This window comes from Halosolutus halophilus, from assembly GCF_022869805.1.
Classification (GTDB): domain Archaea; phylum Halobacteriota; class Halobacteria; order Halobacteriales; family Natrialbaceae; genus Halosolutus; species Halosolutus halophilus.
The window spans coordinates 2,732,903-2,751,674 of the sequence record NZ_CP094974.1; the positions used below are offsets into that span (position 1 = coordinate 2,732,903).

The 18,772-nt window shown below is 64.9% G+C and carries 13 protein-coding genes and 2 pseudogenes; 10 read left to right on the forward strand and 5 right to left on the reverse strand.

Annotated features, from left to right (window positions below; all coding sequences use genetic code 11):
• Positions 1 to 183: 183 nt before the first annotated feature.
• Positions 184 to 748 (forward strand): annotated as a pseudogene (locus MUG98_RS13345) (RNA-guided endonuclease TnpB family protein); the annotation flags it as partial.
• Between the two features lie 55 nt (positions 749 to 803).
• Here MUG98_RS13345 and MUG98_RS13350 read toward each other — a convergent pair.
• The 3 genes from MUG98_RS13350 to MUG98_RS13360 all read right to left on the reverse strand — a co-directional run bounded on the left by MUG98_RS13350 (position 804) and on the right by MUG98_RS13360 (position 3,916).
• The gene (locus MUG98_RS13350) at positions 804 to 1,154 is read right to left on the reverse strand and encodes a winged helix-turn-helix domain-containing protein (protein ID WP_265107941.1); all 351 of its coding nucleotides are present in this window, start codon (positions 1,152 to 1,154) and stop codon (positions 804 to 806) included.
• Between the two features lie 248 nt (positions 1,155 to 1,402).
• A complete protein-coding gene (gene otsB / locus MUG98_RS13355; protein WP_265107942.1) occupies positions 1,403 to 2,212 on the reverse strand; it encodes a trehalose-phosphatase in 810 nt (269 codons plus the stop codon).
• 3 nt (positions 2,213 to 2,215) lie between these two features.
• On the reverse strand, positions 2,216 to 3,916 hold the full coding sequence (locus MUG98_RS13360) for an alpha,alpha-trehalose-phosphate synthase (UDP-forming) (protein WP_265107943.1): 1,701 nt from the start codon (positions 3,914 to 3,916) through the stop codon (positions 2,216 to 2,218).
• 248 nt (positions 3,917 to 4,164) lie between these two features.
• Here MUG98_RS13360 and MUG98_RS13365 point away from each other — a divergent pair, with 248 nt between their 5' ends.
• Positions 4,165 to 5,364 (forward strand): M24 family metallopeptidase, encoded by a 1,200-nt coding sequence (locus tag MUG98_RS13365; protein WP_265107944.1) that lies wholly within the window; start codon positions 4,165 to 4,167, stop codon positions 5,362 to 5,364.
• Positions 5,365 to 5,979: 615 nt separating this feature from the next.
• Positions 5,980 to 6,495, forward strand: a pseudogene (locus tag MUG98_RS13370) (zinc ribbon domain-containing protein); the annotation flags it as partial.
• Between the two features lie 52 nt (positions 6,496 to 6,547).
• Here MUG98_RS13370 and MUG98_RS13375 read toward each other — a convergent pair.
• On the reverse strand, positions 6,548 to 7,657 hold the full coding sequence (locus MUG98_RS13375; RefSeq protein ID WP_265107945.1) for a DUF7350 domain-containing protein: 1,110 nt from the start codon (positions 7,655 to 7,657) through the stop codon (positions 6,548 to 6,550).
• A 187-nt stretch (positions 7,658 to 7,844) separates the two neighbouring features.
• Here MUG98_RS13375 and MUG98_RS13380 point away from each other — a divergent pair, with 187 nt between their 5' ends.
• From MUG98_RS13380 to MUG98_RS13405, 6 genes are all read left to right on the forward strand, one after another.
• Positions 7,845 to 8,645, forward strand: a complete 801-nt coding sequence (locus tag MUG98_RS13380; RefSeq protein WP_265107946.1) for an SCO family protein — start codon at positions 7,845 to 7,847, stop codon at positions 8,643 to 8,645.
• Between the two features lies 1 nt (position 8,646).
• The gene (locus MUG98_RS13385) at positions 8,647 to 9,240 is read left to right on the forward strand and encodes a TlpA family protein disulfide reductase (RefSeq protein WP_265107947.1); all 594 of its coding nucleotides are present in this window, start codon (positions 8,647 to 8,649) and stop codon (positions 9,238 to 9,240) included.
• A complete protein-coding gene (locus MUG98_RS13390; RefSeq protein ID WP_265107948.1) occupies positions 9,237 to 9,956 on the forward strand; it encodes a cytochrome c biogenesis protein CcdA in 720 nt (239 codons plus the stop codon). The genes MUG98_RS13385 and MUG98_RS13390 overlap by 4 nt, the downstream gene beginning before the upstream one ends.
• A 425-nt stretch (positions 9,957 to 10,381) precedes the next feature.
• Positions 10,382 to 10,807 carry a universal stress protein gene (locus tag MUG98_RS13395; RefSeq protein WP_265107949.1) on the forward strand — a complete coding sequence of 142 codons (426 nt, stop codon included), beginning with the start codon at positions 10,382 to 10,384 and terminating at the stop codon, positions 10,805 to 10,807.
• 277 nt (positions 10,808 to 11,084) lie between these two features.
• Entirely contained in the window at positions 11,085 to 14,267 is a 3,183-nt protein-coding gene (locus tag MUG98_RS13400; protein WP_265107950.1) for a bacterio-opsin activator domain-containing protein, read from the forward strand.
• Positions 14,268 to 14,632: 365 nt separating this feature from the next.
• Entirely contained in the window at positions 14,633 to 15,355 is a 723-nt protein-coding gene (locus MUG98_RS13405) for a helix-turn-helix domain-containing protein (RefSeq protein ID WP_265107951.1), read from the forward strand.
• Between the two features lie 262 nt (positions 15,356 to 15,617).
• Here MUG98_RS13405 and MUG98_RS13410 read toward each other — a convergent pair whose 3' ends face one another.
• Positions 15,618 to 15,803: a DUF5786 family protein gene (locus tag MUG98_RS13410; protein WP_265107952.1), complete on the reverse strand. Its 186-nt coding sequence runs from the start codon at positions 15,801 to 15,803 to the stop codon at positions 15,618 to 15,620.
• 1,035 nt (positions 15,804 to 16,838) lie between these two features.
• Here MUG98_RS13410 and glmS point away from each other — a divergent pair.
• Positions 16,839 to 18,653 carry a glutamine--fructose-6-phosphate transaminase (isomerizing) gene (gene glmS / locus MUG98_RS13415; RefSeq protein ID WP_265107953.1) on the forward strand — a complete coding sequence of 605 codons (1,815 nt, stop codon included), beginning with the start codon at positions 16,839 to 16,841 and terminating at the stop codon, positions 18,651 to 18,653.
• Positions 18,654 to 18,772 lie beyond the last annotated feature (119 nt).

The window sequence follows — 18,772 nt, forward strand, 5'->3', positions numbered from 1 at the left end:
TCTCGGACGACCTTGACGCCCTCGGGTTCGCCGCGTCGACACTCTGGAACGTCGGACGGCGGGTCTGCGATCGAGTGTGGTCAGAAATCGGGCACATCCCCGGTCAGAACGAACTCCCCACCTACCTCAAGTCCCACGAACGCTACGATGACCTGCATTCTCGGTCAAGTCAGCCTACTACTTCAGAAGCGCATCGCTAGCTGTGACGACTCCGATTCAGAGCAGGCGACTCGGTTGAATCAGAAGAAGTCGTCTCATCGTACTCACTACTTCCACACGCTCTCCAAGCACATCGTTGAACGACGTGTTGACGAGGGGTGGGGACCATCGTGGTTGGCGACCTTTCTGGTATCCGTGAGGACGAGGAGACCGGTGGGACGAAGAACTGGGGCAAACACGGGAACCTCGACCTTCGCTCGTGGGCGTTGACCGCTTGACAAATCTGCTGACCTACGAGGCCGAACCAGAAGGCATCACGGTCGAACGGGTGTCTGAGCGGGGTACGTCGAAGTCGTGTTCGTGCCGTGGTCGAAAACGTGAAGCGAATCGCGTTGGACGCGGGTTGTACGTGTGCGACGAGTGTGGTACGGTGGCGAATGCGGACGTGAACGGTGCTGAGAACATTCGACAGAACCTCTCTCCGAGTCCGTCCGGGGATAGGAGCAACGGCTGGTTGGCACAGCCTTCGACGTCCTTGTTTGACGAGGAAACTGACGCGTTCGCGCCTCGAGAACAGGTCACGTCGTAAACTACAATATCCCAACGGCGATCGGGAATCCTCGCCCTTCAGGGCGGGGAAGATGTCAATTCTCGTCGTCCCTGTCGGTATCGCCGCGGGCGAAATTGGCTCGCTGCTCTGCCTCCGTCGTCGTACCGGCGTTAGGGCCTTCGATGAGTGACTCGAAGTCGTCCACGTCGTCGTACTGATCCCGGTAAACGAGAGCGGCTTTCCCCATCGAGGTGATTTCGTAGAGTCCGGAGCGCTCTGCGGGACCGATCTTGGAGACTAGGCCGTAGTCCTCGAGGACCGGCAGTCTGGTGTTGATATTCTTTCGACTCTTGCCCGTGTGCTCAGCCAGATTCGTTGCGACGTTTCGCCCCTTGTCCTCGAGTTCTTCGAGGATCAAGAAGTCGGTCGGTTGACGTAATTTCACGTTCGGTCACGCCCCTACATCACTATATTTCCAGTGGTGACTAATTCTTTCGAATCAGTTCCTTAGATTTGGGATGGTGATCGGTTCTAGAATAGTTGGATTTAGGATATATTTATCTGGCAGGTTCGCTGCCGTCCCGCCGGACCGGATCGGTCGAGTCACCGGCCGGGTTCGGTTCGTTCGCCTCCGACGCGCCACACCGGATCGATAGATCGCACGGACGGTTCGATCGCCGACGATCGGGACGCCTACTGGTCGAGCAATTCGACACCGATCGATCCGAACCACTCGAGCGTGACCGCGACGTCGTCGGGTGACTCGACTCGCAGGGACGCCGCCGACGGTTCGTCATCGCCGACGCGGACACCGAACCCGTCCGGTTCGACGGCCCGGAACGCCGATTCGTCGGTGACGTCGTCGCCGACGTAGACCGACACCGTCTCGCCGGGCAGGTCCGCCTCGATCAACTCCACCGCGTTCCCCTTCCCCCACGGGATGGCCGGCCCGATTTCGAGGATTCGTTTCCCGGTCGATAGCTCGAGGCCGTCTCCCCCGAATCGATCGACGAGCGCCCGCGTCCGCCGGCGAACGAAGGGCCGTACGGCCTCCGGGACCGATCGAAGGTGTACCGTCCCCGTCAATCGCTTGTTCTCGATTCGACAGTTCGGAACGGTCCCGACGGTCCGCTCGAGGAGCGAACAGAGCCGTGCGAGTCGGGCCGCCCGGTTCCGGGCGACCGGGTGGACGGCGATCGTTCCCTCCCGTTCGAGTTCGAGACCGTGATTGCCGGCGTAGATGTCCGGCCCGTCGACCCGTTCTCGGACGTCCGCGAGCGCGCGGCCGCTCACGACGGCCGTCGTGACGCGCAGTTCCGCCGCGAGCGTTGCCACCGCAGCCTCGTTCGCCAGCGTCGCGCCGGCGTCGTCCGGGTCCTCGACGATCGGTGCGAGCGTGCCGTCGAAGTCCAGACAGAGCAACAGCTTCGAGGCGTCCCGAACCGCTCGGCGAAGACGATCGATCGCCTCGTCGAACGGGACCGGTGGGGTCTGTGCGTGCATCCGTTACACGGGGGGCGTACGCTCGCGTGAATTACGGTCGTGATCCGGGCCAGCGTCACTGCCGTCCGTCCCGTCGCGTACCCGCCTGATCCAGTCGAACTGCGTTCGCATCCACGATTCGATGTCGCCGTCGAACACCCGCGCGCGCAGTGTGTTCATGCTCCGCTGTCGTTCGTACGCCGGCATCGTGAGCGCGCGGTCGATCTGGTCGGCGAACTGCGCCGTATCGGTCGGATCGATCGACAGCGCGTGGCTCCCGAGTCGATCGTGAGCCCCGGTCCGATCGCTCAACAGCAAGCAACTGTCGGCGTCGACGCTGGCGGCAACGAACTCCTGGGCAACCAGGTTCATCCCGTCGAGCAGCGGACTCACGACCATCACGTCCGCGTGCCGGTAGAGCGCCGCGAGGGTTTCGGTGTCCAGGTACTCCTCCGTGTAGACGACCGGCTGCCATCCGTCCCGTTCGAACCGACAGTTGATCCGTTCGACCTCGCTTCTGACCAGTTCGCCGTACCGTTCGTACGTCTCGATCTCAGTCCGGGACGGCGTCGCCTTCTGGACGAACGTAAACTCGCCCTTCCACGACGGGTTCCGTTCGAAGAACCGCTCGATCGCCGCCAGCCGTTCCGGGATCCCTTTCGTGTAGTCGAGTCGATCGACCCCGAGGCCGAGCGTAGTTCCGCGGGGGATGCCGAGCGACTCGTACAGGGACGATCGATCGTCGTCGGCGGCGAGGGCGTTCTCGGCGTACGACTCGGCATCAACGCCCATCGGCGTCGCCACGACCCGCGTCGTTCCGCCGTCGTAGTCGACGGTTCGAGTCCGCCAGTCGACGTCTGACCCGGGGAGGTATCGATCGACGCAGTCGAGGAAGTGATCGACGTACCGGTCGACGTGGAACCCGAGCAGATCGTTGCCGAGCAGCCCCTCGAGAATCCGTCTACCGGCCGGGCAGTGTCGGAAGGTCGCCGTCGACGGCCACGGGATGTGCCAGAACTGGGCCACCGTCGCCGACGGCGGCACGACCTCCCGGATCAGTCGCGGTGCGAGCGCGAGGTGATAGTCCTGGACCCAGATCACCGAGTCCGCCGTCGCGTGGTCGATCGTCGCATCTGCGAACCGCTCGTTGACGGTCCGGTACCACTCGAAGTCGTTCGATCGATCCGTTACCAGGTCGGGAAAGCCGTGACAGAGCGGCCAGAGCACGCGGTTGCTGAACCCGCGGTAGTAGGAGTCGACCGCTTCGTCGGAGAGGGAGATTCGCTGGAGGGTGTACGCCGCCTCGCCGGGCGGGACGGCCACGCAGTTTTGCTCGTCGGTCACCGCGAAATCGGCGTCGCCGTCGCCCCAGGCGATCCACGTCCCGTCGGTCTGCCGGACGACCGGATCCAGTCCGGCGGTCAGTCCCCCGGTCGGTTCGTCGACCGAGATCGATCGGTCCTCGATCGGCTGTTCGACAGCGCCGTCGAGACGCGGGACGGATCCGGTGGTCGGTTGTGAGTTCACAGTCCCCGATCGGGGGTCGTCCGTCTCGGTGTCTGAATCGTACGTGTGGCGGTACGGCTGCCGGTTCGAGACGACGATCAACTTCCCCGGACAGGTCGGTCCGTCGGCCCCCGTGGCCGTGGGTCTGCCGCCGCCGTCGGACCGCAGTTGTCGATTATGCACCGTCGTCGACGACAAATTCTCCTCGGGAACTCGCATTCGCTACGTCAAGACAGCCTCGCCACCGGTTGATTCGTCGCCTGCATCCGCATGGGGGTTTAATACCCCCTACCAGCGGTCAGCAACGGGATACCGTTCGGATTCGGTGACCGACGACGATCGATCACCCGGGAAAGACGCGTGAACTCGTGGGGACGAAATCCCCCGACTCCTCGACTCCGCCACACGAAACGCCAGCCGTGCGAGACACACGAAACGTTCTTTTCCCGAACGGTCGAACGCCACCTATGAGTTCCGTCCTCGGGGCACGGGTGAGTGCCCTCCAGCGCCGACTCGACGAACAGGACGCCGATCTCGCGGTCTGTTTTCCCGGTCCGAACCTGACCTACCTCACCGGGTTCGACGACTCACCGTCGGAACGACACCTGCTACTGTTCGTCCCGAGAACGGGTGCGCCGACACTCGTCGCGCCGGAACTGTACGAGCAACAACTCCGCGCCTGTCCGATCGACGACCTGCGGGTGTGGGCCGACGAGGACGATCCGCTGGACGTCCTCGCGACCGTCGTTTCTGACCTCGATATCGGGGGTGTCCAGGCGACCGGTCGATCGACCGAACCGACACCAGCCGACACGGCGACCGTCCTCGTGGACGATCGCATGTGGGCGACGTTTACGCACGATCTCCGGGACGTGCTGCCAGCCGCGACGTTCGACCTCCTGAGCACCGCGATCGAGGCCCTGCGGATTCGGAAAGACGACGTGGAACTCGACGCACTCCGGCGGTCCGCGTCGATCGCCGACCGGGTGTCGGTCGAGATTCGGTCGCGCGGCACCGGCCTGATCGGAACGAGCGAGACGGCACTCGCAGCCGAGATCGAGGACCTCCTCGAGGCGTACGGCGGCGACGACACGGCGTTTGACACCATCGTCGCGTCGGGACCGAACGCCGCACTGCCCCACCACCACAGCGGCCCGCGCGAGATCGAAGCCGGTGATCCGGTCGTCCTGGACTTCGGGACGTACGTCGACGCGGACGTTGACGGCGGAACCGGACGGTATCCCAGCGATCAGACCAGAACGATCGTCGCCGGTGACCCGTCGGCCGCGTACGAGCGCGTACACGAGGTCGTTCGCGAGGCACAGTCGGCCGCGATCGACGCCATCGAACCGGGCGTCACTGCGGGCGAAATCGATCGAGCGGCCCGATCGGTCATCGCGGACGCCGGGTACGGGGACGCGTTCGTCCACCGGACCGGCCACGGCGTCGGCCTCGAGGTCCACGAGCCACCGTACATCGTCGCGGACAGCGAGCGCGAACTCGAACCCGGAACGGTGTTCAGCGTCGAACCGGGAGTCTACCTGCCCGAGGAGTTCGGCGTCAGGATCGAGGATCTGGTCGTCGTGACGGCCGACGGCGTCGAACGGCTGAACGACTCACCGCGCGGGTGGGAAACCGGCGCCCAGTTCCGAGACCGGAACTCGTGAGTCCGAAAATGCGACGTGTCGCTCCCGCCGATCGAGGGCGGCAACCCGCCCAAAAATCCCCCGTGAATCGAGTACCGCTCACCCGAACCGGGGCGGTCTCACCCGATCGGTTCCCTTCGTGCGTGCCCGGAATCAGCCAGTGACAGCGACGACCCCGCAAAGAACCAGTGGCAGCGACGACCCCGCAAAGAACCGGCCGGCACACACCCCGTGTGATTCAGTAGTAATAGAGTTCGAGTTCGTGGCCGCAGTTTCCACAGGTGGCCTCTTTCCCCTGCAATCGATTGGAGTCGGTTTCGCCTCCGATCCCGGGTCCGGGTGGAACGGTCGTGGAAACGTCCGTATCGCACTCCGGGCAACCAATCGTCATCCCTGATCGGTTCGCACGAGACATGCCTCGTGAGTTATCGACGTTCCCCGTTAGTTATAGCAAGCGTACGCCGTTCCTTGGGTTCGATTTCTCACCGTTCCCTCGCTCTACGGGGCCATTTCTTCGCGAAAACTGTTCTGAACGGCGGCCCACTGATCGTCGATCAGGTGTCGGATCGAGCCGACGTTCGCGCGTCGATCGTCCGGGTATCCGGTCGGGCCGAACGCGCGACGGCCACGGTCGATTACGGAAAGTTGTACCCGCTGAACTGTCTGAAGTAGGATGACTACTACTTCAGAAGCATACTGCCCAGTGTGACGACTCGGACTCCGAGCAAGCCACGCGGTTGACCCAAAAGAAGTCGGCGCGTCGCACCCACTACTTCCACACGCTTTCCAAGCACATCGTCCGACGATGTGTGGACGAGGGAGTTGGAACGATTGTGGTGGGCAACCTCTCCGGCATCCGCGCGGACGAGGCGAACGGCGAGGCGAAGAACTGGGGCAAGCACGGGAACGTCCAAGTCGTGTTCGTGTTGTGGTCGGAAGAGTGATGTGAACCGTGTTGAACGGGGTTTGTACGTGTGTGATGAGTGCGGTACGGTGGCGAACGCTGATGTGAACGGTGCTGAGAACATTCGGCAGAAAGTATCTCCGAGTCCGTCCAAGGATAGGAGTAACGGCTGGTTGGCACAGCCAACGGCGTTCCTGCTCGACCAAGAGAGCGGACGCTTCGCACCGCGAGAACAGGCTACGTCGTAACCCACACTATCACAACGCTCGGGAACCCTCGACCGTCAGGGCGGGGAGGATGTCAAGCGGAATATGTGACGTCTTCGAAGTCGAAAAACGCCGTTTCGTACCCGTCGTGGCGCGACACCTTTGGCGGGGTGTCGACCGAAACCGTGATCTCGTCACCCGACTCGAGGCCATCGAGACCGGTCCCGTAGTGATGACCGAACTCGTCGTCGAGGGTCTCACCGAGCGCCGCCTCCTGAACCACCGATCCGTCGCGTTCGATCGAAACGGACAGCGAAGTAAACGGGAGGATAACGTCGTTGTACGGCGTCCGGGGACAGACCGCCAGCGACGCCGACCCATCGGAATACCGATCGTCGTCGGTTACGACGGCAGAAATAGTCGCATCCCCGCTTCGCTCCGTACCGAGCACGTCGCCGGGGAGGTTCTCGATCGGCGGTCCCCGCGACGTCGGTGCGGGGCCGACGTCGTGATCGCCACTGGCCCCGGAATCGGCGTGACGATCGCCGTGATCCATCAGGGGGAGCGCGTCTCGAGTCCCCCGTCGATCCTCGTCGACCAGTTCGACGTCGATGTCGTGAACGTCCGACCGGGCGTACTCGAAGTCGACGGCGAGCGTCGCGGTCGTGTCGAGTCGGCCTTCGAACGCGCCGGTCCGAACGGCGTCGACGGGGCCGACCCTGGCGCGGACCGTGTACGCTCCTTCTTCGGGTAACGGGACGTTATCCCCGTAGTGAAATCCCATTCGTTGTGCGATCATCGGCCACGGCGAACTCCCGACTCCGTCGATCGGGTCGCCCTCTCGGAGAATTTCGTACTGGACGTTCACCGGAAGGACGGTGTCCGTCTCGCGATCCCAGACGGTGAGCATCAGGTGGAGACTGTCGTCGGGTTCGACGTCGACGCGACTACCGCCTTCGCCCGGGATCCAGAACCGGTGTGGGATCGTGTAGGACACCTCGAGCGCGTAGTCGCCGTCGACCGCCCGTCCGTAGGTGGCCATTTCCTCGCTGCCGGCCGGGAGGTAGACGACGTCGGGTCGATCCTCGACGAGGGGTGGATTCGCCCAGGCGGACTGCTCTTCGAAGCCGAGGCGCTCGAGACAACCGGCGGTCGCGACGCCACCGACGACGGCCGCTCCCCGGAGAAAGCCTCGACGGTTCATTACCGACGGGTTAGTCGTGGCTGAAAAAACGCCTGTCGGTTCGATCGTCGAAAGCGGAACGAACCCTCGAATCCGGCCCGGATCGCCGAGATCGGAACGAACCCTCGAACCGGACCGGATAATTGGAATCGTCACCTTCGTCGATCGAACCAATGGCCATTTGACGACGCAATCCTAGGGTAATACTATGGAACGGCGGACCTATCTGCGCTCACTCGGCGTCGCGAGCCTCGCCGGCGTTGCCGGCTGTCTCGGCGATGGACTCTCGGGACTCGGATCGGACGACAGTAACACGGTACTCGATCCACCCGAAGAGAAGCGAGGTGATCCGTCGCATCCGATTCACGGCGAGGAGTTCCCGCCGTTTTCGCTCCCCGATCCGATCGCGGGGGAGACGGTCTCGCGCGAGGACTTCGTCGGCGAAAAACCGTTTCTGATGACGTACTTCTTTACGTCCTGTCCGGACGGTGCCTGTCCGGCCCTGCTCTTGCGACTGCGTCGGGTCCAAGAGGACGCCGCCGAACGGGGCTACGAGGACGATATTGCCCTCCTCGCGGTGACGTTCGATCCCGAGCGTGATACGCCGGAGACCCTCGAACAGTATGCGGTCGAACAGGGGGTCGACCTCGACGCGGGGAACTGGCACTTCCTTCGCCCGGAGAGCGAGGACGAGGCCAAGGAGGTCATCTACGACGAGTTCGGAATGCGATACAAACGTATCGAGGACACGGACGAACTCGCGGGTGGAACCGACGACGCGAACGACGGAGAAGCGGACGAGGACGGCAGCGACGATCACGGGAACGAGACCGACAGCGAGCACGATACCCACGATCACGGCGAGTACACGTTCACTCACTACAACCTGATCACGCTCGTCAACGAGGACGGGATCGTCGAACGGGCCTACCCGAACGCGATCGCGGACCGCGAGGCAGTCAGCATCGAGACGATCGTCGAAGACGCTCGAACGGTGGTGACCGACTGAAATGCGTCGGCGAGAGGCCCTCGCCGGGGTGGCCAGCGTGGGAACGGTCGTCGGCGGGGGTGCGATCGCTATCTACGGACTTCCCTCCGTCGAGGATCTGGCCGGGCAATCCGACTCGGCCGACGGTGAGGCGGACGAGGGGGGCGACGACCCGCTCACGATCGAGACCGTCGACGCGCCGGGCAGTGAGGCCGGGGAGGTGCTCGTGCCGTCGCCGGATCGAGCCACGTTCGTCGACATCTTCGGCACCTGGTGTCCGCCGTGTATCGAGCAGATGCCGGCTCTCGCCGAGGCGCACGATCGGATCGGGGACGAGGTCCTGTTCATCTCGGTGACGAACGAATCGGTCGGCGAAAATCGCGGCATCTCCGAGGCCGAACTCGTCGACTGGTGGGACGAACACGGGGGGAACTGGACGCTCGGACTCGATCGCCGCGCGGAACTGACGGAACGATACCTGGCTGGCGGTTACCCCTCGGCTGCGGCGATCGATGCCACGGGAACGGTCCAGTGGTCGGATTCGGGCGTCAAGTCGGCGGACGAACTCGTCGCGGGAATCGAGCAGGCGCTCGCCGTCGAGGTGGACGGGGAATGATCGCGGCGCTGTCCGGGCTGGTGTCCGACACGGCGCTGCTGACGACGCTCGCGTTCGCGCTCACGGCGGGCGTCGCGACGTTCTTCTCCCCCTGTGCGTTCCCGCTGTTGCCCGGGTACGTCGGCTTCTACGTGAGCCAGACGGAGGGCGAGGACGCGTCGCTCGGCGGTGCCGTCAGCCGTGGCGTCGTCGCTGGCGTCGGCGTTCTCGCCACGTTCGTCGCCCTGGTCGGGGCGGCCTACTGGATCGGCCACGCGACGCTGTCGAACGTCGTCCTGTTCGAGCCACTCGTCGGTGCGATCCTCGTCGTCCTCGGCGTGCTCGTCGTCCTCGATCGAGCGCCGTCGCTGTCCGTTCGGCTCCCGAAGCGCCGATCGAACGTCCTCGGGTTCGGGATCTTCGGCGCCGGCTACGCACTCGCTGCGGCCGGCTGTGTCGCACCGCTTTTCATCGGCGTGGTCGGACGGGCCCTGTCGTATCCGCCGGGGATGGCGGCGCTCGTCGTCGGCACGTACGTCGGAATCGTCGTCCTGCTCATGGTTTCGCTGACGGTCGCGACCGGAATGGGGCTGCTCGCGGGTTCCGGTCGGCTGGTCGCCCACAGCACCACGCTCGAACGGTTCGCCGGTGCCGTCATGATCGTCGCCGGGATCGGACAGCTGTATCTCGCCGTCGTCGTCCTCGACGTGATCGAAGTACCCGTAACGCTCGTGTGACACCTCGACGGCTCGTGTTCCACGAGCCGCGAGTTCGGCGCTCCTGATCGGTCCGGCCACCGAAACCGGCCGGACGAATCGATCCGACGTCCCAAAACCCGTTGATGGTGCGTTTATAGTTCACCTTCGGAAACAGCAAAATCGTGAGTCGTCAACGGTGCCCGAACTGTCTGGAGCAGGCCGGGTGTGAAGTCGATCGAGCAGTCACCGAGACTGGACTCGAACGGACGTTCGAGTGCGAAAACTGCGGCAACACCTGGACGGTGGTCTTCTGAGGCGCGCCCGTAATCCGTACGTGGAGACCGTCGCAGAGCCCTGCCGATCGGAACGGACGGCCAGCGATCGATTCCCGTCGATCGTTCCGTTCCCCGGCAGGGGCAGGTCTGGCATGTATTGGGGTCCCGGTCGAAGTGCCGATCGAAAAAATGTACCAGGACCTTTTGATCGCGACCGACGACAGTGACGGTGCTCGACGGGCGGTCGATCACGCGGTCGAACTCGCCGATCAACTCGACGCGACGCTTCACGTCCTGTCGGTCTCCGAAGAAGGGCCTCACAGTACGCAGAAACAGGACAAGATGCGGTCGGATCCGGAGAGCGAAGCACACCAGGCGGTCGAACGCGCCGCGGAGTCGGCGTCGGAACGGGGAGTGGAGACGACGACCAACCTCCGCCAGGGCGTTCCCCAGGAGCAGATCGTCGACTTCGCCGAGACGAACGCCATCGATATGATCGTCGTCGGGACGGTGGGGCGCACCGGACTCGATCACCTGGTCGTCGGCAGCGTCGCAGAAGAAGTCGTTCGCAACGCCACGGTTCCCGTCGTGACGGTCCGAGAGACGTCTCAGTAACGTCCGATCAGCGTCGAGAACCCGGCTCGGCCAGCGTTCCGGACCCGTTACTGGCCGATTCCGACGGATCGTAAGCCAGTGTTACTCACGAATACGGTATCGATAATTAACGGCGCGGGCCGCCAAGCACGGCTATCGTGGCCGTTCGTCTCGGCGTCGCGTGCCGGCACCCGATCGACGACGGGTCGCACGTCCGGGGGAGACGACTGCGGTGGTCGATCGGGTCGGTGCCCGGCGGTGGCCCGCGGGCCGATCCACTCCCGGAGGTGACCGGTCCGTGAGCGACGGGGCCGCCACCGTCGTCGGCGACGTGCTTCGCGTGCTCGTCGTCGGGGAATCGGAACCGATCGACGCGACGGCGTCTGCACTCTCCTCGGCGTTCGAACCCCTCTCGTTGCTGCGCGAACGGACGGTCGCCGACGCACGGCAACGACTCGCGGCGACCGACGTCCACTGTCTGGTGTGCGCGTACGAACGGCGGGCCGATCGGTCGCCGCTCGAGCGATTGCGAGACGGGGACGGCGAGGTCCCGATCGTCGCGGTCGCCGACGAGTCGTCGGCCGAGGAGGCGCTCGAGGCCGGTGCCACCGACGTGATCGATCCGGACACCCCGGGACGTCTCGTCGCGACTCGAGTCAGGAACGCCGCGGAGCGGTATCGGCTCGCGTCGGCGGCGACGGATCGGCGCTACCGATCGATTCTCGAGGGATCGACCGCACTCGTCTGCGTCGTCGACGAGGCGGGGGCGATCGACTACGCGAACCCCGCGGTCGACGACAGGATGGGGTACACGCCGGCGGAACTCGAACGAACGACGCTGTTCAGGTTGGTCCACCCCGACGATCGAGCGATTGCTCGCGAGACCCTCGCGGAGGCGGCCGGCGAATCGCTGGGTGGGACCGCACGGGCGACGCTCCGGCTGGGTCACGCGGACGGCACCTGGCACGTCTCCGATCTCACCGTCGTCAACCGCCAGCCGGACCCGAACGTCGATGGCCTCGTCGTGACCGTCACGAACGCCACGCCGGTCGGGGTGGCGGACGACGCGCTCGCGGACGCGATCGATCGGCTCGACGCGGCGTTCTTCACGGTCGGCTCCCAGTGGGAGCTGCAGGTCGTCAACGAGCCGGCGAACGCGCTGTTTACGGCCGCGAAACCGGAGCCCGGAACCGTCGTCTGGGACGCGTTGCCCGAGGCCGTCCGCGGCGAGTTCGCCGATCGGCTTCGCGAGGCGGCGACGACGGGGGCGGTCGTCGAGTTCGAAACGACCCATCCGGCCGACGACGATCGGCTCGTGGTCGAAGCACATCCGTCCGAGAGCGGCGTATCCGTGTACGCGCGGGTGGGTCCCGAAGCGGCGATACCCGCAGCCGATCGTGAGCGACTCGAGCAGTTCGAAGCGATCGTCGACGCCCTCGAGGACGGGATCGCGGTTCTGGACGGCTCGACCATCACGTACGCGAACCCCGCGCTGTTCGACCTCGCGGACGCCGAGACGCTCATCGGCCGCGATATCGGGACGCTCGTCGACGACGATCTCGCCGCGGCGATCCGGGAACGAGCCGGGTCGCCGCTCGTGCGGTGGATGGAGCCACTCACCGGCACGCTCGAGATCGGCGGCGACCAGCGGCCGGTCGACGTCTCCGTCATGGCGCTCGGACCGGACGAACGCGATCGAACGTGTTGTGTCGTCCGCGATCGACGCGGGTCACCGTCTGCAGCCGTCTCGACGCTCGCGGAGACGGTTACTGCACTCCGTCGAGCGGAGGCTCGATCCGGCGTTCGCGAGGCGATCGTCGACGCGGTGTGGTCGTATTCGGCTGCCGACGTGGTCGTCTGGTACCGCGTCGACGAATCGGTGATTCGACCGGCGGCCGTCGCCACGTCGGCCCCGACTGACGCTGACCTGCCGTCGATCGATCGCCGTGACGACCCGTTCGCGGGGATGCTCGAGACCGACGGGGCCGTCGTCACCGACCCCGACGAACTCGACCCGGCTCTCTCGCGGTCGGGAATCCGGGCCGAACGAGCGCTCACCGTACCGATCGACGGGGAGGGAATTCTGCTCGCGACCAGTTCGGATCCGACGGGGTTCGAAGGGCTCGGCCTCGCTCCGATCGAAACGCTCGCGTCGATGGCTGCGATCGCGCTCGACGGACTCGCGGCGGAGAGCCACCGCCGGGATCTCGAGCGTGACCGGGCAGACCTCGAGGGAGTCGTCGAGCGAGCGGACGCAGTGCTGGACCTCGAGCGGGACCTGTTCGCCGCGGACACGCGAACGGCCGTCGAGCAACGACTCGCGGAGGGCCTCGTCGCGCTCGATACGGCCGGTGGAACCGGCTCGATCGAACTCGCCTGGATCGGTGCCGCCGCCGTCGGGACCGACGCGGTGACGCTGCGAACGTGGGCCGGACGAGACGGATCGTACCTCGAGGGCCTCTCCCTCGCGGTCGATCCGGAGGCGGGGGAACCGGCGGGTCGGACGGCTGCGCACCGCGAGTCGACCCTCGTCGAGGATCTCGAGGGGAGCGATCCGGACCGGTGGCAACGGCTCGCGCTCGATCGCGGATTCCGCGCGGTCCTGAGCGTCCCGCTGCTGTACGACGAGTTCTATTACGGGACGGTGACGATGTACGCCGATCGGCCGGGAGCGTTCGACGAGCGAACGCAAGCGATCTGCGAGCACCTCGCGACGGTCGCCGGGTACGTGATCACGGCCATCGAACGCAAGCGTGCGCTTGTCAGCGACAGTGTCACCGAACTCGACGTCGCCGTCCCCGCCGAATCGGATCCGTTGACGTCGCTCGCCCACCGTCTCGACGGCCGGATCGACGTCCGAACCGTCGTCCCGCGTTCGTCCGGTGGGATCACGGTGTTCTGTACGATCGCGGACGCGGACGAGACGGCGATCCGGGACGCCGTGGCCGAGATCGACGCCGTCGAGCGGTCCCGGTTCGTCGGTGACCGGGCGCGCGAGGCACTCGTCGAACTGGTCTGTTCCGGCGATACCGTCGCGGAGACGCTCGCGGATCACGGGGGTATCCTCAGATCGATTTCGCCGAGCGAGTCCCAATCACGGCTCGTGATCGATCTCTCGAGTACCGTCGACGTGCGGTCGTTCGTCGGCATGCTCGATCGGAAATTCTCGGGCGCGGAACTGACTGCGCGTCGCGAACACGACCGGGTGACGCGTCTCGATCGGTCGTTCGACGCCGAACTCCGAGATCGGCTCTCCGAGCGACAGTTGCGAACGCTGGAGACGGCGTACTACAGCGGGTTCTTCGAGTGGCCGCGGGAGAGTACCGGCGAGGACGTCGCCGACTCCCTCGGGGTCTCACAGCCGACGTTTAGCCGTCACTTCCGGCTGGCACAGCAGAAGCTGTTCACGCTCCTGTTCGAGGAACTGGATGGAACGGCCACCGACGAGGAATTGGGTGGGACTCCCACCGACGGGGAGTGAGCGAGGAGACGGCCACCGATGGAGAGTCGTTCGGGAGACGGCCACCGTCGAGGAATTGGGCGAGACGACCACCGGGAGAAAGGGGCTCGTCGATCCCCGGAGAGCAGCATCCGGTCCGAGTAGTACCGTCTTACCGGTCGGAAATGCGGGGTAAGTCGGGATTTCCCCGCGTCGAAATCGGCGCTTCGTCCGCGTCGTAACGCGTCGGATAGTCGACCGATGAATAGGTATTGATGCCAGTGCGGTGAACGATTCCGTATCTAGCGTCTACGATCATGTACTCTGACTCTAAAGGGGCAGTTAATGAGTGAGTTCGTGGTAAGCCAGTCTTACACCGGCCGTTCATCCGGACGGCGGATGTTCCTGTGAGCATCGAGATCGTCGACGCCGAGCACAGCGCCTCGGCGGAACGGTCCGAGGTCCGTTCGGTGGCCGAGGGTGGCATCGTCGCGCAACTCCGTCTCGACCACCCGGAACTGTTTCTGCAACCGACCCTTCGCCGGGAACCGAACGTGACGGTCGAACCGGACTACTGGACCACGATCGAGACGGGCCGAACGCTCGTCTTCGTCACCGCGTACGGTTCCGACGGCGACTTCGATCGATTCGAGACCGGCCTCAAGACGGACCCGACCGTCTCCGATCCGGTCTGCGTCGATCGCTACCCGGATAGGCGAATCTACCGCGTCGAACTCGCCGACCGAACGACCCGTATCGTGTCCAAGACCGCCGAGTTCGACGGGCGACTCCTCGACTGTTGCAGTAGCCGCGACGGCTGGCTGGTGCAACTCCGGTTCCCGGATCGGGACGCACTCGTGGACTTCAACGGGTTTTGCCGCGACCAGGACGTGTCGGTCGCGGTCGAACACCTGCGCGTCTCCGACGATCAGGACGACGGCGTCGTCGCCCTGACGGAGAAACAACAGGAGTTGCTTACCGTCGCCCACGAGGAGGGGTACTTCGACGTTCCCCGGGGAATCTCGCAGGACGAACTGGCCGATCGGCTCGGCGTCTCGAAGTCGGCGGTCTCCCAGCGACTCCGGCGGGCGATCGGCGCGCTCTGTGCGTCGTCGCTGTCCACCCGGTAACGGATTCCGTATCGTCAGCCGATCGAGACGGGAGAGGGGAACGAGACCGAGACTGTCGCGTCACGCGGGCCAGACCGAGACCGTCGCCACGCTGTCCCGCGTCGGTCGCGACGTGCGACGGTCCTTCTGTGCGACCGATCTGCGACGAATCGCCTGTGCGATCGATCTGCGACGATCCGTCCGGTGTGGCTGTGCGTATCCGAGCGAAAAACGAACGACCGTCGGGGCAGAAAACCAGGGACGGAGTCGCGTCCGCGAATTATTAGTCTTCTGATTCGTCGTCTTTCATCGAGCCGAGCTTGGAGACGAGTTCGTCCGTGGTGACGTCGGACTCGAAGGACATCTGTCCATCGTGGTCGTTCTCGTGGACGTTGACTGCCTCTACGTCGTCCTCGTCGTCCGCCGACTGTTGCTGTTGTTCGGACTCGTCGTAGCTACCAAAACCCATACAGACACGTGCAATCCCGACCGCTAAAGGCGTGCCGGTTCGGTAGTGCTCTGTGATTCTCCCACGTCCGAATCCGATCGCCGATCCGCAGTACCGGCCACCGCCCGACGACGCGAACTGCGGGGCTACCGATCGAACTCGGGGACGCCCCGTCGTAGCCGGATCGCGATGGTCGGTTCCGGCGGCAACTCGGCGAATCGCTTCGGGTGGTCGTCGAGTTCGCCGTGCCAGCCGACGCCACCGCGGCGAGATGGTGAGGGTGCGGTCGTCGTCGGTCCGGTCCCGAAGCCTCGCCACGAGTTCCCGCCAGTCCGATCGGGTCGAACCCGGCCGCGACGGCCTCCGCGACGAGTCCGAACGGCGAACTCGTCGGCAGACGATGGCCGTCCGGCTCTCACAGTGTGTGATCCACTACGAATGCGCCCGAAGAGTAGCGACTACTGGTCGTGTTTCCGGGAAAAATCGAAAATAAGTGAGTGCTTGTGCATCTACGGTGGAACGATCGGTCGGAATCGATCGTGCCGATCGATCCTCCGAATCGCTGGCGGGATGGATTCGACTCACCGTGTTTCGCCCATATCTTCGGTTCGTCCGGTGATACCGCTCGTTCGGCGGTCCGTACGCGAAACGTTGGGACAACATACTGCGTACTGTCGACCGCGAGTGACGAGATAGTCGCGTGAATTCGGGAAGAACTGAACGTTTCGCCCGAAAACTAGCTAGAACGTATCACTGTGTCCGTCTCGTTTTCGGCCCGGTGGGACTGCGAATCTCCCGTATTACTCGGTAGCTACGGCCGCTGGTAGCCCGTCTATAGTAATGGATTCGTACCTGCTTCCCTGTAGCATGTCCGTGTACCGGTTGCCGTCTCGACGGCTCGTCACGGACGATCAACTGACCATGACACGACCACGATTGTCACGGGCGATGGTTCCATATCGACAGCTCCACGTCTCTCCACGCGCCGATCTCGATTCGATAACTGACCGTTCTCGACGGGCCACCGACCCCACGGCGGGCGGGTGGTAAGTCCCGATGTGTGGAATTATCGGCCGGGTGGGGACCGGCAACGCTATCGAGACGCTCCTGTCGGGACTCGAGAACCTCGAGTACCGTGGCTACGACTCCGCCGGGGTCGCCGTCCAGAACGGCTCCGGGATCGACGTCCAGAAACGCTCCGGGAAGGTCGAAGAACTCAAAGCGTCGATCGACGACCGCCCGATCGAGGGGGAGGTCGGAATCGGGCACACCCGCTGGAGCACGCACGGCCCGCCGACCGACGAGAACGCCCACCCCCACACCGACGGGACCGAGGACGTGGCTGTCGTCCACAACGGGATCATCGAAAACTACGCCGAACTGAAAGAGTGGCTCGTCACCCGGGGCCACGAGTTCACCAGCGACACCGACACCGAAGTCATCCCGCATCTCGTCCAGTACTATCTCGACGAAGGGCTCCCGAACGAGGCGGCCTTCCGGCGAGCGATCGACGACCTCGAGGGGAGTTACGCCATCACAGCGATGCTCTCCGGCGAACACGTTCTCTACGCGGCACGGCAGGGCTCACCGCTGGTCGTCGGCATGGAGGAGGGCGAGTACTTCCTCGCGAGCGACGTGCCGGCCTTCCTCGAGTACACCGAGACCGTCGTTTACCTGGAAGACGGCGACGTCGTGATCGTCGACGAGGACGGCGTCGAGTTCACCGATCTCGACGGAAATCCCGTCTCGAGAGAGCCGGAAACCGTCGATTGGGACCCGGAACAGGCCGGCAAGGGCGAGTACGCTCACTTCATGCTCAAGGAAATCCACGAACAGCCGACCGCGCTGGCCCAGGCGATCGAGGGCCGGATCGATCCCGGGACCGGCCGGATCGCCCTGGAGGACTTCGAACCCGGAACGTTCGAGGGAATCGAGAGCGTCCAGCTCGTCGCCTGCGGCACATCCTACCACGCTGCCCGCTACGGATCGCTCGCCCTGAACGGGGCCGGCGTCCAGGCGACCGCGCTACTGGCGAACGAGTACAGCGTGTCGGCACCGCCGGTCGACGACGACACGCTCGTCATCGCAGTCACCCAGAGCGGCGAGACGGCCGATACCCTGAACGCCCTTCGACTGGCCGGCGCCGACGGTGCCAAAACGCTCACGCTCACCAACGTCGTCGGGTCGACCGCCGCACGCGAGGCCGACGACGCGCTCTTCATCCGTGCGGGCCCGGAGATCGGCGTCGCCGCGACCAAGACGTTCTCCTCGCAGGCCGTCATGCTCTTGTTGCTCGCCCAGCGACTCGCCGCCGACGTCCGTGGCGAGCCGCGGGCCGATCTCGACGCGCTCCTCCCGGAACTCGCCGCCATGCCCGATCGGATCGACGCGGTACTCGACGCTTCGGCGGCCGATCGGGTCGCCAGGCGCTACGCGGACAGCGAGTCGTACTTCTTCATCGGTCGGGGACTCGGCTTCCCGGTCGCGCTCGAAGGGGCCCTGAAGTTCAAGGAGATCACCTACGAACACGCCGAAGGATTCGCCTCGGGCGAACTCAAACACGGGCCGCTCGCGCTCGTGACCCCGGAGACCCCGGTCTTCGCCATCTTCACCGGCGAAGAGGACGAGAAGACCCTGAAGAACGCCGAGGAGGCCCAGACCCGCGGCGCGCCGGTCGTCGCGGTCTGCCCCGACGACCATCGGGCGGTCGCAGTCGCGGACGACCACCTTCGGATTCCCGAGACGGATTCGGACCTCGCCGGGCTGCTCGCGAACGTCCAGCTCCAGCTCCTGTCGTATCACGCGGCGGATCTCCTCGATCGGCCGATCGACAAGCCACGGAACCTCGCGAAGAGCGTCACCGTCGAGTAGCGATCGTCCGGGAGGGTTTGTGCGATTCTCCCTGCTCCCAAGGCTCCCGGTTCCCTCTCATCGCGTATCCGTGGCCGATACCGGCGCGAAACGCGGGTTCGGATACCGATCGAGGACGA

Bases quoted from the DNA above. Each gene is read 5' to 3' on its own strand.
- otsB (WP_265107942.1), bottom strand. From the start codon at position 2,212: ATGCACGCACAGACCCCACCGGTCCCGTTCGACGAGGCGATCGATCGT.
- MUG98_RS13360 (WP_265107943.1), bottom strand. From the start codon at position 3,916: ATGCGAGTTCCCGAGGAGAATTTGTCGTCGACGACGGTGCATAATCGA.
- MUG98_RS13365 (WP_265107944.1), top strand. From the start codon at position 4,165: ATGAGTTCCGTCCTCGGGGCACGGGTGAGTGCCCTCCAGCGCCGACTC.
- MUG98_RS13375 (WP_265107945.1), bottom strand. From the start codon at position 7,657: ATGAACCGTCGAGGCTTTCTCCGGGGAGCGGCCGTCGTCGGTGGCGTC.
- MUG98_RS13380 (WP_265107946.1), top strand. From the start codon at position 7,845: ATGGAACGGCGGACCTATCTGCGCTCACTCGGCGTCGCGAGCCTCGCC.
- MUG98_RS13385 (WP_265107947.1), top strand. From the start codon at position 8,647: ATGCGTCGGCGAGAGGCCCTCGCCGGGGTGGCCAGCGTGGGAACGGTC.
- MUG98_RS13390 (WP_265107948.1), top strand. From the start codon at position 9,237: ATGATCGCGGCGCTGTCCGGGCTGGTGTCCGACACGGCGCTGCTGACG.
- MUG98_RS13395 (WP_265107949.1), top strand. From the start codon at position 10,382: ATGTACCAGGACCTTTTGATCGCGACCGACGACAGTGACGGTGCTCGA.
- MUG98_RS13410 (WP_265107952.1), bottom strand. From the start codon at position 15,803: ATGGGTTTTGGTAGCTACGACGAGTCCGAACAACAGCAACAGTCGGCG.
- glmS (WP_265107953.1), top strand. From the start codon at position 16,839: ATGTGTGGAATTATCGGCCGGGTGGGGACCGGCAACGCTATCGAGACG.